15 protein-coding genes are annotated in these 15822 nt (G+C 34.9%); 14 read left to right on the top strand and 1 reads right to left on the bottom strand.

Annotation, left to right across the window (positions count from 1 at the left end; genetic code table 11):
* Positions 1 to 33: 33 nt before the first annotated feature.
* From B6A10_RS04615 to B6A10_RS04660, 10 genes are all read left to right on the top strand, one after another.
* Positions 34 to 1176 (top strand): ABC transporter substrate-binding protein, encoded by a 1143-nt coding sequence (locus B6A10_RS04615; protein ID WP_188219893.1) that lies wholly within the window; start codon positions 34 to 36, stop codon positions 1174 to 1176.
* A 6-nt stretch (positions 1177 to 1182) separates the two neighbouring features.
* Positions 1183 to 2214, top strand: coding sequence for an iron ABC transporter permease (locus B6A10_RS04620; protein ID WP_188219894.1), 1032 nt, complete (start codon positions 1183 to 1185; stop codon positions 2212 to 2214).
* A 366-nt stretch (positions 2215 to 2580) separates the two neighbouring features.
* Positions 2581 to 3969 carry a dihydrolipoyl dehydrogenase gene (gene lpdA / locus B6A10_RS04625; RefSeq protein ID WP_188219895.1) on the top strand — a complete coding sequence of 463 codons (1389 nt, stop codon included), beginning with the start codon at positions 2581 to 2583 and terminating at the stop codon, positions 3967 to 3969.
* Between the two features lie 379 nt (positions 3970 to 4348).
* Positions 4349 to 5194, top strand: coding sequence for an RES domain-containing protein (locus B6A10_RS04630; RefSeq protein WP_188219896.1), 846 nt, complete (start codon positions 4349 to 4351; stop codon positions 5192 to 5194).
* 81 nt (positions 5195 to 5275) lie between these two features.
* Positions 5276 to 5776, top strand: a complete 501-nt coding sequence (locus B6A10_RS04635; protein WP_188219897.1) for a hypothetical protein — start codon at positions 5276 to 5278, stop codon at positions 5774 to 5776.
* Complete coding sequence (locus B6A10_RS04640) at positions 5742 to 6203, top strand: hypothetical protein (protein ID WP_188219898.1); 462 nt, start codon at positions 5742 to 5744, stop codon at positions 6201 to 6203. Before B6A10_RS04635 ends, B6A10_RS04640 begins: the two co-directional genes overlap by 35 nt.
* A 642-nt stretch (positions 6204 to 6845) precedes the next feature.
* Entirely contained in the window at positions 6846 to 9575 is a 2730-nt protein-coding gene (locus tag B6A10_RS04645) for an MG2 domain-containing protein (protein WP_188219899.1), read from the top strand.
* 395 nt (positions 9576 to 9970) lie between these two features.
* On the top strand, positions 9971 to 10246 hold the full coding sequence (locus B6A10_RS04650) for a hypothetical protein (protein ID WP_055093352.1): 276 nt from the start codon (positions 9971 to 9973) through the stop codon (positions 10244 to 10246).
* 124 nt (positions 10247 to 10370) lie between these two features.
* Positions 10371 to 10664, top strand: a complete 294-nt coding sequence (locus B6A10_RS04655; RefSeq protein WP_055093354.1) for a hypothetical protein — start codon at positions 10371 to 10373, stop codon at positions 10662 to 10664.
* Between the two features lie 55 nt (positions 10665 to 10719).
* Positions 10720 to 11100, top strand: coding sequence for a group I truncated hemoglobin (locus B6A10_RS04660; RefSeq protein ID WP_188219900.1), 381 nt, complete (start codon positions 10720 to 10722; stop codon positions 11098 to 11100).
* A 120-nt stretch (positions 11101 to 11220) separates the two neighbouring features.
* Here the strand turns inward: B6A10_RS04660 and B6A10_RS04665 are convergent, their stop codons facing one another.
* A complete protein-coding gene (locus B6A10_RS04665; protein WP_188219901.1) occupies positions 11221 to 11529 on the bottom strand; it encodes a winged helix-turn-helix transcriptional regulator in 309 nt (102 codons plus the stop codon).
* A 181-nt stretch (positions 11530 to 11710) separates the two neighbouring features.
* On the opposite strand from B6A10_RS04665, the gene B6A10_RS04670 reads away from it, so the two are divergent.
* The 4 genes from B6A10_RS04670 to gap all read left to right on the top strand — a co-directional run bounded on the left by B6A10_RS04670 (position 11711) and on the right by gap (position 15821).
* Positions 11711 to 12622 carry a ClpXP adapter SpxH family protein gene (locus B6A10_RS04670; protein ID WP_188219902.1) on the top strand — a complete coding sequence of 304 codons (912 nt, stop codon included), beginning with the start codon at positions 11711 to 11713 and terminating at the stop codon, positions 12620 to 12622.
* Positions 12623 to 12825: 203 nt separating this feature from the next.
* A complete protein-coding gene (locus tag B6A10_RS04675; protein WP_188219903.1) occupies positions 12826 to 13677 on the top strand; it encodes an energy transducer TonB in 852 nt (283 codons plus the stop codon).
* Between the two features lie 179 nt (positions 13678 to 13856).
* The gene (lipA, locus tag B6A10_RS04680) at positions 13857 to 14756 is read left to right on the top strand and encodes a lipoyl synthase (protein WP_194431813.1); all 900 of its coding nucleotides are present in this window, start codon (positions 13857 to 13859) and stop codon (positions 14754 to 14756) included.
* Positions 14757 to 14822: 66 nt separating this feature from the next.
* Positions 14823 to 15821, top strand: a complete 999-nt coding sequence (gene gap, locus B6A10_RS04685; RefSeq protein ID WP_188219904.1) for a type I glyceraldehyde-3-phosphate dehydrogenase — start codon at positions 14823 to 14825, stop codon at positions 15819 to 15821.
* Position 15822 lies beyond the last annotated feature (1 nt).

Here is a 15822-nt window from a genome sequence, read left to right on the forward strand (position 1 = left end):
CTTTTACCTTTGCTCAAAATCCCAAATGGCAATATGAAAACTCTTTTTCAAAAAATCATTTTCCTGATCCTTTTTAGTTTATGCTTAAGCTGTAAAAAGACCGAAAATAAAAACACGCAAACCATTCAAGCTGTCAAAAACGAAATTGAATATTCCAGCAATCTTTCCATTTACAAATACGATGGTTATTCGATTGTGCAGGTTTTAAATCCCTGGCCGGATGCCAATAAAGATTTCACTTATATCTTAAAAGAAAAAAATGCTACTATTCCGGACAGCTTGCAAAAATATACCCAATTAAGTATTCCTCTAAAATCTATCGTGGTTACTTCCACCACGAATATTCCTTTTTTAGAAATGCTAAACGCAGAAAAATATTTGGTTGGTTTTCCACACACCGATTACATTTCTTCCATTAAAACCCGAAAATTGATTGATGCCGGGACAGTGAAAAATGTAGGTCAAAACGAACGTTTAAACATCGAAAAACTGATTGATTTAGCTCCCGAAGCTATTGTAACTTTTGGAGTTGATAATAATAATCCGATGATTGCTAACTTAGAAAAAAGTGGTTTAAACGTACTCATTCAAGCTGATTGGATGGAACAATCCCCGCTGGGAAAAGCCGAATGGATTAAACTCTACGCAGCTTTATTTGGCAAAGAAAAAGAAGGGAAAGAACTTTTTGATGACATTGTAAAAAACTATAATGAAGCTTTAGAATTAGTCGCCAATGAAAAAGCTGATTCAACCGTTTTATATGGTTCGATGTATCAAAATCAATGGTTTGTAGCCAAAGGAAACAGTTGGGTTGCCGAATTTATGAAAGACGCCAAATCCAATTATTTATGGGCTGATGTTGAAGGCAGTGGAAGTCTGGGGCTAGCTTTTGAAAACATATTGGAAAAAGCAAAAAATGCTGATGTCTGGATCGCTACAGGATCGTTTAAAAACCTAAATGAATTAGCCGGTAACAACCCTCATTATAAACAGTTTAATGCTTTTACAACTAAAAACGTTTATACTTTTGAAAGCAAGTTTGGTACTACCGGAGGGACTATTTATTATGAATTAGCTCCAAGCCGACCGGATTTGGTTCTGAAAGATTACATCAAAATTTTCCATCCTGAATTATTGCCCGATTATAATTTTACTTTTGCACAAAAACTAAATTAATTTCCATTGAGAAATCAAAAACAAAATACTATTCTATTCTTCTATCTTGTTACAGGACTGCTTTTTTTGTTTTTCATCAACATTAGCCTGGGGTCAATAACAATTCCTTTCAAAGAAGTCTATCATAGTTTAATTGGTGAACATGCCAGCAAATCGACCTGGGAATACATCATTATGGATTACCGCTTACCGAAAGCCATCACGGTAATTCTGGTTGGAATCGGACTATCCATTAGTGGTTTACTGATGCAAACTTTATTTAGAAATCCCTTAGCCGGACCTTATGTTTTGGGATTGAGTTCCGGTGCTAGTTTAGGAGTTGCTTTTGTAATTTTAGGAGCAGGCTTACTTCCAGCTTTTTTACAGGAAATCGTCCTTTCGTCCTACGGTATTGTACTGGCTTCCACCATTGGAAGTTCGGCGGTTTTATTGGCGGTTTTATTAGTTTCTGTTCGGCTGCGTGACACCATGAGTATATTAATCGTCGGATTGATGTTTGGTAGTTTAAGTACAGCAATTGTAGGCACTTTGAGTTTTTTTAGTACTGCCGAACAACTGCAAAAATTCACCTTTTGGTCTCTGGGAAATTTAGGAAATCTTTCATGGACTTCTATCGTTATTTTATTTGCTTGTGTTATAACAGGATTACTTTTGAGTTTAGCCAGTATCAAAGCTTTGAATGCTTTGCTTCTTGGCGAAAATTACGCCCGAAGTTTAGGATTGAATTACAACAAAGCAAGGTTGGTTATTATATTTGCTACGAGTATTCTGGCGGGAAGCATTACTGCATTTGCCGGTCCGATAGCCTTCATTGGCCTGGCTGTTCCGCATATAGCCAAATTGGTTTTTCATACCAGCAATCATACTGTTTTGTTTTGGAGCACCTTACTGCTGGGCGCCATAATCATGCTTATTTGCGATACCATTTCGCAGGTTCCGGGTGGTGAAATCACCCTGCCGATTAATGCCGTAACTTCTATTTTTGGCGCACCAATTGTAATTTGGTTACTGATTAGAAAACAAAAAATGGTGGGTTGATTATAAATTTTGACCACAAATTCGCAAATTATTTATTTATAAAATGTTTTTAAATTTGCGAATTTGCGGTCAAAAAACAATATAGACAGATACTCAGAAAACGCTCTTATTAAACTATAATTTTCGAAACTATTAGAAACAATAGCATTGATGGATTCCTAAAAATATATAAGAAACCGAATCTATTTTGTTAGATTTCGAAAAATCACGGTTTATAAACAGCATTCTGTTAAAAGTTTGTGCTTTTGGGAGTTTCAAAAACAGAATAAATCCTTAAATTCGCAGTCTCAAATATTTTAGAAATTAATATAAAATGAAAATGCCTCGGCAAAATTCATTTTTTTATAACCAAATAAAATACATAAAATGAAATACGACGTTATTGTTTTAGGAAGTGGTCCAGGCGGATATGTAACTGCTATCAGAGCATCACAATTAGGCTTTAAAGTAGCCGTAGTTGAAAAAGAAAACTTAGGTGGAGTTTGTTTGAACTGGGGTTGTATCCCAACAAAAGCATTATTAAAATCGGCTCAGGTTTTTGATTATTTAAAACACGCTTCTGATTACGGATTAACTGTTTCTGAATTTGACAAGGATTTCCCTGCGGTTATTCAACGTAGCCGTAATGTAGCTGATGGAATGAGCAAAGGAATTACTTTCCTGATGAAGAAAAACAAAATCGACGTTATTAATGGTTTTGGAAAATTAAAACCAGGTAAAAAATTAGACGTTACTGCTCAGGACGGAACTGTTACTGAATACAGTGCGGATCATATTATCATTGCAACTGGCGCACGTTCTCGTGAGTTACCAAACTTACCACAAGATGGTGTAAAAGTAATTGGTTACCGTCAGGCAATGACTTTGCCAGAACAACCTAAAAAGATGATTATCGTTGGTTCAGGAGCTATTGGAGTAGAGTTTGCTCACTTCTATAACTCTATGGGAACTGAGGTTACTATCGTTGAATTTATGCCAAATGTTGTTCCTGTAGAAGATGAGGATATTTCTAAAGAATTTGAAAAAGCTTTGAAAAAATCCGGAATTACTGTAATGACTAATTCTTCTGTTGAGAAAATTGACACAACAGGAAAAGGAGTTAAAGCATTTGTTAAAACAGCTAAGGGAGAAGAAATTCTTGAAGCAGATATTTTATTATCAGCTGTTGGAATCAAAACGAACATCGAAAATATTGGTTTAGAAGAAGTAGGTATTGCTACTGACAGAGATAAAATTATCGTAAACGCTTACAATGCTACTAACATTCCTGGTTACTACGCTATTGGTGACGTAACTCCTGGACAGGCTTTAGCTCACGTTGCTTCTGCTGAAGGAATCAACTGTGTGGAAAAAATTGCAGGTATGCATGTAGAGCCTATCGATTACGGAAACGTACCGGGTTGTACTTATGCTACTCCTGAAATTGCTTCTGTAGGTTTAACTGAAAAAGCAGCCAGAGAAAAAGGATACGATTTAAAAATTGGAAAATTCCCATTCGTAGCTTCAGGAAAAGCAAAAGCTTCAGGAAATGCGGACGGATTTGTAAAAGTAATCTTTGATGCTAAATACGGAGAGTGGTTAGGATGTCACATGATTGGTGCCGGAGTTACTGATATGATTGCTGAGGCAGTTGTAGCCCGTAAATTGGAAACTACAGGTCACGAAATCCTTAAAGCAATCCACCCACACCCAACCATGAGTGAGGCGGTTATGGAAGCAGTTGCTGCTGCTTACGGTGAGGTAATTCACATTTAGTAGTCATTGCGAGGAAGGGGGCAATCTCATCCTTATAATTATAGAAATCCGATTGGTGCAAACCAGTCGGATTTTTTTTACGACTTTTTTTTTGGGCGTGACCCTGCTTCCACTCCGTTCCATCAGGGTCGGGTTGTACACTCCCGCTTCCCGATGAAAAATCGGGAGAGCTCCGCTCGCTGCCATCCCTCACGCAAACCCTGCTACAAGGAAAATTTTATTTCACAAACAGAATATTTTGTAAGAATATTTAAATATATTTGAAAAAAGAAAAAGCGAAACAAACCTTCGATAAGCTACCCAATTTTGGGTGTATAGGCACTAGTTTGGAGCGAGTATAAAAAAATTGTGCGCAAGCTTAAAAAAATCAAAACCGAAAATGACTGTAGAAAAAGTACAAAAAGCAATTGCGCTATTAGAAGCAATTAATCCGGAAAATGAATATGCTTATGAAAAAGCAGTTTTGGCATACTTAACAATCGGAGGTCTTCCAGTATTGCAATATGAAATTCCAGAAAAATCAGTTTTTTTTAGAACAAGAACTCACGAAACAGATGATTTTTTTCCATTAATATCCGATATTGCAATTACACCAAATCAATTCGTTAAAAGTTTTGCGAGATGTAATCGTCCAAATCAATCAAAATTCTACTGTTCGGAAAACAGACCAACTTCATTTGCAGAGTTAGTAGAATATTGGTCTGACACAAAAGATTTCGGGGACAAGGTTTTTGTCACTATTGGTCGTTGGAAATTAAAAAAGCCTTTGATTGGAATAATAATAACTACACCAGACAAGGAAAACAGAGTTTCAGAATATGACAAAGAACACGGAGCAGTTATGGAAACTTTTCTTGAACAAACGGACTCAGAAAAAAGAGGTGCAACAATTCTATTCTATAGATTTCTATTTGATAAATTTAGAAAATCTGCCAAAAATGATCCCAAAACTTATATAATTACAACTGCTTATTGCAACGTTGCTCTTGCACATTCACAAGGAAAGGTTGACGGAATTTATTATCCAAGTGTTCCATTTGGTGGACAAGGAATTAATTTCGCCATTAATTCAGATTATGTTTTAGGCAATAATCTTGAACTTACACATATTTTGAGAAATGAATTGACCGTATCCGAAAATGATAATGGAAAATACGGATTTACTGAAACAGGAAAAGTTGAAGCTAAAGGATTTGACGTTGAAAATAATTTAATAATTTGGTAAATCGTTAAGAAAAGCCAGCGCAAAACACTTGCTACAAGAGAACGCTGGCGGTAATGCTACAAATCGTAAATAATAAATATTATGGAAAGACAAGACTTTTGGAGTAATATTGATAATGTTTTAAAAATTCATGAAGAACATATTTTATCAAATGATCAACGTAAGTTTATTCATGAAGAAGAACAAAAAGCTTATGAAACCAATATTAATTCGATCCAAGAAATAATTGATGAATTTGAATCAAAATTAAAAGAAAGAAATTTTTGGACTGAAAAACAAATTGACAAAAAAGGGTTTAGATTTCGATTCAATAAAACTGGATATTATGGACCTAGAGGATTTTCTAGCCAATTTCATATTGCTGGACCATTAGTCTTAGGCGTTATAAATCCTACTGGAGATTCTTTACAATCTTTTTATAAAAATAGACTTGAAGATAACGTGCAAATTGGATGCAATTTCGATAAAGATGAATTAATCAAGTTTATTGAAAAAATTATTTTAGATTTTGCATCAACAAATAATTTAATAATTTCAAAAGAACAATATGACTACCTACGAAACTTTAAAAATAATAATTGAATTACTAAAGATTATTACTTGGCCAATTGTTATAATTGTAATACTTCTTATATTTAAAAAGAACATAAAACAATTATTTGGTCGGCTTGCTAATATTGAGGGAAGTTTAGGATCATGGAACATTAAAATTCAGGCTAAGGAACATATGGAGCAAACCATTAAAGAAGCAATAGATTTAGAAAAGCAAGGTAAATCAAAAGATGCAGAAAAATTAATTTCTGATAATACCGAAATTATTTCAAAAGCTTTAGGCCTAACCGAAAGTGATATCAAAGATTTAATAGATATAAAGCAAGGAAAAAACAAAAATCGATGGGGAAAAATTCATTTGGTGAATGCTGGACTTGTAGAATTAGATGGAAACAATTTAACTGAAGCTGGGCAAATTATTATCGATAGATTTTTAAAACACAACCAAAAAAAATAAGCACAACCGCCAACAGGCATCAAAAGCAATCGCTAGTTTTTAGTTGAAAATTAGTTTCTTTTTCCTAATTTCGTTTTCTCCTAGTGGAGAAAAACCTGATCGCTCGGATTTATAATGAATGTCTCAGTTGGATAGCGTTCCCTAGCTATCTCACAATGTCATTAAGTTAAGGAAGACACACCTTGTTTTGTCATTCCGAAGAATGAGGAATCACACAAGCTGTTCACGTTATGTGATTTCTCCCTCTGGTCGAAATGACACAAAATACGCTTAACTTAATGACATTGTGCTCGCGCGAGCATCTTGCTCGTGCCTGTAACTAATTAGCTAAATCAAAAAACATTATAAGTACGAGCGAGACGCTCGCACTAGCGGTGAATTCCTTTTCCTGGCTGGATTTGCTTGCTTATGTTACGGGAATTCTCAGTGTTCTTATCATCGAAAAAAACTACCTCAAAATTTCTCACTAATTCACAATGTGACTTTGCATTTTGTTTACCAATAAAAAATACGAAAAATCGTATTTTACAACGATTTATTTTTATATTTGATAGTTTTCAAAAAAGTTTTCACGGTTTAGATCAAAAACTATTTAACTGACAAGCAATTAATTACTCCAAATAATTAGTTTTTAAAACTATCATGAGAAAAACATCAAATAGCATTACTACCGGAATCAGCATTTTCCTTTTTTGGATTTTAGGGTTATTGCCTACATACACTTGGGCGCAGGAAAATATTTTTAATGTTTCCAATACTTCTTTTGCTGAAAAAATATACCTGCAATTGGATCGAAAAGTTTACACTAATGGCGATACGGTTTGGTTTAAATGTATCGTGGCAAATGCTTCCGAACATATTCCTTCTCCTTTAAGTGGCGTTTTATATGTAGAACTCATTAATGCTAATGAAGTTATTCTTCAAAAAAAAATAATCAAAATTGAAAACGGAATTGGTCAGGGCAGTTTTGAATTGGATAAAAAAATACTCAAAGGCAATTATCTGATTAGAGCTTATACGCAATGGAATCAGAACTTTGATAATACTTTTGTTTTTGAAGAATACATTCAGGTATTTCCAACTGAAACTCTAAATACAGTGATCGAAAATGTTAAACTTGTCAAAGATGAAGCTATTGGCGATCATCTGGAAGTATTTTTCAACCCGCAAGTTATTGACTCTCTGCAAAAAAACAAACTCAATGTATATGTCACAATTGATGATAAAAAAGACAGCTTGATTATTAAAAAAGGGAAAAATGACAAATACATTCTGGATTATACCGTTGAAAAAGAAAGCCAATTTGCTACGATTAAAATAGAAACCGAAAACCAGAAAAATTACACGAAAACATTTGTTTTAAACAAAGATTATCTGGACTTACAATTTTTTCCTGAAAGCGGAGAACTGGTTCACGGACTCAGTAGCAAAGTAGGCTTTAAAGCTTTGGACGCTAATGGGAAAGGGAAATATATTGAGGGCGAAATAATTGATGAACAAAAAAACAGTATCGCTTCATTTAAAAGTAATTCGCTGGGAATGGGAAGTTTTTTTATTGCCAATGCCGATCATTCTAAAAAATATTATGCCCGATTAAAATTCCCTTTTTTAAACAAAAATTCAATACGTTATCCGCTGCCTAATGTTGCAGCTACCGGAAATACTTTGGCAGTCAACAAACAGGATGATAAAGTACTTCTTAAAGTTTCATCCAACTACATGAAAAACGATAGTATCATTGTACAAATTTCATTTAGAGGTATTGATGTATATGAAAAAAAAGTCGCGCTAAATCAGGGTTTTTACCAATCATTACTTGCTACCGATCAAATTCCGGAAGGAATTATTGCTTTTAGCATTTTGGATAATTCCAAAAATCCCATTGCCAGAAGACTTTATTTTAATGAAAAACCACAAAGCCGATTAAAAATTAATCTTTCAGTTGATAAACAAAACTACAGTAAACGTGAACTAACTCATTTGGATATCCAAACCTCAACTTTTGATGAAAAACCGGTAAAATCCAGCACTTCCCTATTGGTTATCAACAAAGAAGAATTAGGAACAATGCAAAGCTTACGTCAAAACATATTGTCTTATTTTTTAATAAACTCCGAATTAAAAGGAAACATAGAGAATCCGGGTTATTATTTCAAGGACAACAACAGCAACACTTCTGATTTAGACGCCCTATTACTCACACAGGGATGGAGTAAATACAATTATTCCAAACCAAATCCTTCTCTTACTGTTAATCCCGAGAAATCATTAACGCTATCAGGCAGAGTAAACAAGCTCTTTTCTGAAAAAAAAGGCGTAAAAGACATCCAATTAACCCTAATGACTAATGGAAAAAACAAAGCCTTTTATACGCAGTCAACCGACAGCTTAGGGCGATTTAATTTTAATTTGAATGACGAATATGGAAAGGAAATCGAAATCCTTATTCAAACCAATAAAAATTCAGATAGAAAAGTAAGTAATTCAGTTGTTTTTGACCAAAAAAAATTGCCTGCTATTCTTTTTGAACGCAATAAATCCATTGAACCAATAGACAGTATTGTTGAAAAATTTATCAATAAAAGTAAAAAACAGAAAGAAATAGAAGAGAAATTCAAACTGCAATTTGGCGGAATTCTTTTAGACCAGGTAACAGTTAGTGGTAAAATGGCGCCCAACAAACAAAAAGTAACCGAAAAATACGGCAAACCTAATACCATAATTAGTGGAAAAGAGATTCTCTCCAAAGAAAAAAAATGGTCGTATGGGTTGTACAGTGTTTTACTGTTTAATTATCCTGATAAAGTCAGAATAGAAAGAATGCCGGATCAAAATTTATATGCCACGGTCAACAATGAAGCGACCTTAGTACTTGTGGATGGTATTGCTGTTCCTTTTTATGATTATGTTCATATCCCTAATATTTCTCCAAGTGAAGTAAAAAGTTTTGAAATTATTGAATATGCCAGCGGTTTTTCAACATTATTTTGTGAAGTACATACTGAACTCAATAATTGTGCTTTCATAGCTCCTCCTTGGGGTAATATTATAGCTATTTACACCCATGCCGGAATAGGTTTGGCAGGCGCACAAAAATCAAAAGGACTAACCAAAACAACTATTCCTGTTTTTGCTACGCCTCAGGAATTTTATGCTCCAAAATATGAAAACATTCAGCCCGACAGTTGGCAACATCCGGATATTAGAACTTTAATACACTGGCAACCGATATTAAACACAGACGATTCAGGTAAAGCAGCTGCTTCTTTTTACAATGCCGATAACAAAGGAGAAATTATGGTAGTTGTTGAAGCTATTTCAGATACCGGAGAAATGGGTTATCAGGAACTGAATTATGAAATAAAGGATTAAAAATAGAGTTACCGATTCTTCCAATCATTAAAATCACTTTAGTAGTCATTACTAAAAACAAAGCAATAACCTCCTTAATAAATAACAAATCCGATTGGTTCTAAAACCAGTCGGATTTTTTTATTTCATAAACTCTCAAACCAGAAATAAAACCTTATTTTCCCTACTAAAAAACGTATTTTTTTTGTACTTTTATAAAGCTTAGTTCAAACTAAACAAATCAATACTATATGCTTTATTTAAGTATATTAAATTTTCTGAAGCCCCAATAAACTGACGGCGCATCGAAACCCTTCACAACTTCAAATATAGAATGGGTTGAGATTTAATTTATTCTCTTCGATATATAAATCGGTTATATACAACCGAAAATAGTCCATTAAAAAAATAAAATCATGGCTATTGTAATCAAATTTAAACATTTGGGGTTTTCCAGAGCCAAATATCATGAAGTCATTAAACAGCTTGAAAATGCCGGACAAGGGAATCCTGTAGGTCGATTTTATCATGTATGTTACGGAAGCGACAATGAAGTAGATATTCTGGATGTTTGGGATAACATGGAAGATTTTAACGCTTTTGGCAAAACATTAATTCCCATACTTGCTGCTATGGATGTTCAACTTGGAGAACCCGATATTCAGGAAATTTTCGGCGTCATCATTGGCTAAAAATTATTTTAAAAAAACCTGATTATCAAAATCTCTAAGAACCAACTTACTGTCCTACTTAATTCATTTTAAATATAAAATGAATCTCATTCTTTTCTAATTATTAACCCTAAAAATTAAAATCATGATTATCGTTCAGGACACTTTTATCTGTAAGCCCGGAAATGCTTCAAAACTTGCCAAATTATTCAAAGAAATAATGAATGACAGACCCGAGCATCTTAATATTTTAACCGGCATTTCGGGAGAATTTAACAAAGTAGTTATGCTTAGTAAATACGAAAGCATTACTGCTTACGAACACTCTTATGACGAATACATGCAGGACAGCGAGGAAGTAAAAAGAATTAAAGAAAAAATGAAAGGCTATCATGACATGTATTTTACCGGTTCTCGTGAAATTTATCAGGTTTGGTAAACTCCTTTCTAACAAAAGCAATCCAAAAAAACACAAACCATCAAAAAATTAAATTATGGAAAACACTACATCCCTTTTTGAAAGACTTGGCGGCCTCAAAGGAATTGAAGCCATCGTTGATGATATTGTAGAATTACACATGAGTAATCCCAATGTAAAATCCCGTTTTTTACCCTTAAAAGACAATCCGGAACATTTTGCTGAAGTTCGCCAGCACCTCATTAGCTTTCTGGCTTTTGGAAGCGGCGGTCCGGTAGAATACAAAGGAAAAGACATGACTGCCGCCCACAAAGGCATGAACATCAGCAACGGAGAATACATGACCGTGGTCGATGATATTATGACTGCACTTGATAAAAATAACATTGATGAACAAACTAAAAAAGATGTTTTGTTTATCGCTTATTCCCTCAAAGCAACTATGGTTCACGTTTAATTTTACTAAAAAGTATTTTGAAAAAATCCCTTTTTATTCCGTTTCTACATTAAAAACAACTTTGTTCCAAAAAATCAGGCAGAGTTGTTTTTTTTTGCAAAAATTATTCAAACAAATTGCCTAAGACAACGATTCCAACTGAAGAAAAACAGGAACTAAAGCCTTCCCTTTTTCCGATAAATAATATTCAATATGCAATGGCTTTTGTTTTACCACCACTTTTTCTAAAATCCCCTGTTCTTCTAATTCTCTCAAAGCCGTCGCAACAGACTGTTTGTTGGATCCTTCCATTTGACGCAACAAAGTATTAAACCGTAACGCACCGTTAAGCGCCAATCGGAATATCTGAGGTTTCCATTTACCGGAAAGCATTTTTAAAAGCCCTTCAGCCGGACAATTACTTTCGTTCATTTCGTTTTTAGCAGTCATCTTTTTTGGACTAATTGACTCATAAAGATTAAGTCATCAACTTTGTACAAAAATATAAATTATAGTGTTTTAAAAAAGTAATTGGCAACATCCGATGTATTTATTCCAAATGAAACTCAAAAACATTTTAATCGTTGCGCTTTTTTATGCCATTTTTTGTCAATCTCAAACAAATACTCAAATGTCTGAAAATCATAATCCATTACTCTGCGATCCTGAAAAAGGAATTTGCGAAATGCCTGCAACTGCCGCTAATTCATCCGAAAAACAATCCTTTGAACAACAAAAGGCAGTTAAAATCATCTATTTTACCGATCCTATTTGTTCTTCCTGCTGGGGAATTGAACCTCAACTGCGAAAACTCAAACTGGAATATGGTTCTCATATTGAAATAGAATACCGCATGGGCGGATTGTTGCCGGACTGGAGTTACAACAGTGGCGGAATCAGCAAGCCTTCGGATGTAGCTCATCATTGGGATGAAGTAAGCCTTTATTACGATATGCCAATTGACGGCGATGTTTGGCTTGAAAATCCGCTTCACTCCTCTTATCCTCCGTCCATAGCTTTTAAGGCGGCTCAAATGCAGGATGAAAAAAAAGCAATTCAATTTTTACGAAAAATAAGAGAAATGGTTTTTCTCGAAAAAAAGAACATTTGTAACTGGGAGCATCTTGCTCAGGCAGCCAAAGCATCCGGTTTAGATGTTCAACAAATGCAAACAGATTACGATACCAAAGCCAAAAAACTTTTTGAAGAAGATTTAACCTTAGCCAGACAAATGGGCGTACGCGGATTCCCAACGATGTTTTTCATGGATAACTCTCAACAATTTTCACAACTTTATGGTTTTAAACCTTATCCGCATTTTGAAGATATGCTTTTAAAAGCATTCCCAAAAGCAACAAAAAAACATTATGATACTTCCTGGAATTCTCTCTTTAGCCAATATACGACTTTAACCGCCAGAGAATTTTCGGAACTCTCCAATATTTCCCGTTCAGAAAGTGAGCAAATTTTAAACAATTTAACTCAGGATGGTAAATTAGATAAATGGCAAACCAAAAATGGCTCCATTTGGAAACTAAAGTAACATTGTTTTAAGCACCTTTTAGGCGCTTTTAGCATTAAAAAAACACTAAAAACAGACGTTTTTGGTTCATTTGTAAATTTAATTAAAATTATTCTAAACAAGCACTAGGAATTTACATACTAATTGCATAATTTAACACTAACAAAAAAATACCACATACGCATACGATTTAACTGAACTCTTAACCATTAAATCTATATCTTATGTCTAAACTAAGTCTTTATGAAAGCAACTGGATTAACCTAGTTTTCGAAAACAGAAACAAAGAGTACGGCGCTTTTCAATTGCGTCAGGAAACCACCAAAACTTCCTTTCGGGCTCTTACTTATGGAATTTTATTGTGTACCGCACTCATTGTCCTGCCCAATTTTTTAAATCTCTTTAAAACATCCGACATCTCAGTCCCTACTGCCGATTGGACTGACACGGTTATACAATTAGACAACATTTATTCACCGGATAAAACGCCTGAAGCTGCAGCTCCGGCATTGCCAGCCGCCAAAGCTCCAGTCGATGTAACAGACTCTAAACAACTTAACAATCCTACTGTGGTAGCAGCTCAGCAAGCAACCCCTGTAGATAATTATACTTTGGAACGCACCAATCCGGTTGAAAATCCAACGACTGGAAACGCCATGTCAGGCTCAAATACCGGTTCTGAAATTGGAATAGCCGGAGGAACAGGAAACGGAAATGGTTCGGCACTCGGCACCGGAAATTCAGACACTAACGGAAGTGAAATCGTAAATAATGTAATGCTGGACAAAAAACCGGAATATCCGGGAGGAATAGAAAAATTCTACCGCTATGTGGGGAATCATTTCAACAGCCCGGTAATGGATGAAAACAAAAACGTCCGCATTTTTGTTTCATTTGTAGTCGAAAAAGACGGCAGCATGACCGATATCAAAGTGCTCAATAAACCGGGAGCTGCACTAGAAAAAGAAGCCATCAGAGTTTTACAATCTATCAAAGTAAAATGGTCGCCTGGTATTTACAATTCAAAACCAGTACGAACAACTTATAATTTACCCATAGTGGTTCAGGTTAATTAATTAGATTTAGTTAAAAAAGGAAAAGGAGTTGTTGCTAAAAAGCCAGCTCCTTTTCTGTTTTTATCCGGCTAAATTTAACATTTAAAACAATCCGCACTATTTTTCTATGAAAGCTTCCCGGTTTAAAAACTATCTTTTTAAATCAACATTCCGTATATTTGTAGCCTTAAAATTGATTTATGGAAACTGTTGTAGAAAACACAAATCCCGTTGCAACTCAAGGTGTAGCCCAACCAAATGTGGCAAAACCGAAATGGCTTAAAGTAAAACTTCCTATTGGAAAAAAATATACAGAACTTCGTGGCTTAGTAGATAAATACAGTCTAAACACCATTTGTACCTCTGGAAGCTGCCCTAATATGGGAGAATGCTGGGGTGAAGGAACAGCAACTTTTATGATCTTAGGTAATATCTGTACACGTTCTTGTGGTTTTTGTGGCGTAAAAACTGGACGACCTGAAACCGTTGACTGGGATGAACCGGAAAAAGTAGCCCGTTCTATCAAAATCATGAACATTAAACATGCCATAATTACAAGTGTAGACAGAGATGATATCAAAGACGGAGGTTCTATTATTTGGCTAGAAACGGTAAGAGCTATCCGCCGTATGAATCCCAATACCACTTTAGAGACACTTATTCCTGATTTTCAGGGAATCGAAAGAAATATTGATCGTATTGTGGAAGCAAATCCAGAAGTTGTGTCTCACAACATGGAAACCGTTCGCCGATTGACTCGTGAAGTGCGAATCCAGGCAAAGTACGACCGAAGTTTAGAAGTATTGCGTTATCTTAAAGAGAAAGGAATCAACAGAACCAAATCCGGAATTATGCTGGGTCTTGGCGAAAAAGAAGAAGAAGTATTCCAAACGATGAGAGATTTACGTGCCGCCAATGTTGATGTTGTAACGCTTGGACAATATTTACAACCAAGTAAAAAACACCTTCCGGTTAAGGAATTTATCACTCCGGAACAATTTGCCAAGTATGAACAATTTGGTTTGGAATTAGGATTTCGTCACGTAGAAAGTGGTCCGTTAGTTCGTTCTTCCTACAAAGCACAAAAACACATATTATAAAAAGTTTATTCGGTTAATCGTTTATTTGCTTAACCGATTAAACCGTTAAACAAATAAACAAGAAACTTGAAAACAAGAATTGCCATAAATGGTTTTGGTCGTATCGGTCGAAATCTGTTTCGTCTTCTTTTAAATCACCCGGAAATAGAAGTAGTTGCTATCAATGATATTGCCGATACCAAAACAATGGCACATTTGATAAAATACGACAGTATTCACGGTGTTTTGCCTCAAAATGTTACAGTAAACGAAACCGGTTTTTCTATTGAAGACAAACACTTTTTGTTTTATCACGAAAAAAGCATCTCCAATCTGAACTGGAAAGATTTAAATATTGATTTTGCAATTGAATCAACCGGAAAACATAAAAGTTACGAAGCCTTAAACGAACATATTATTGCCGGTGCAAAAAAGGTAATTCTTTCAGCTCCTTCAGAAGTGGACACTATCAAAACAGTCGTTTTAGGTGTTAATGAACATATTTTGGATGGAACCGAAAAAATCATCTCAAATGCCAGTTGTACTACGAACAACGCTGCTCCGATGATCAAAATAATCGACGAACTTTGCGGAATTGAGCAGGCTTACATCACTACAATTCACTCATTTACAACTGACCAGAGTTTACACGATCAGCCACACAAGGATTTACGCAGAGCCAGAGGAGCCAGTCAGTCAATTGTTCCTACAACTACAGGTGCGGCTAAAGCATTAACAAAAATTTTTCCTATCTTAGACGGCAAAATTGGCGGATGTGGTATTCGTGTTCCTGTTCCTGATGGTTCACTAACCGATATTACCTTTAATGTAAAAAAAGCAGTATCGATAGCTGAAATCAACGAAGCTTTTAAAAAAGCTGCGCAAAATGAGTTAAAAGGAATATTGGATTATACTGAAGACCCTATTGTTTCCGTTGATATAGTAGGAAATAGAAATTCATGTTTATTTGATGCCCAACTTACCTCTGTAATTGATAAAATGGTTAAAGTGGTTGGTTGGTATGATAACGAAATTGGATATTCATCGCGCCTGATTGATTTAATACTATTGACCAAACCAAACTAAC

The sequence above is a fragment of the Flavobacterium pokkalii genome (assembly GCF_014596575.1).
Taxonomy (GTDB): domain Bacteria; phylum Bacteroidota; class Bacteroidia; order Flavobacteriales; family Flavobacteriaceae; genus Flavobacterium; species Flavobacterium pokkalii.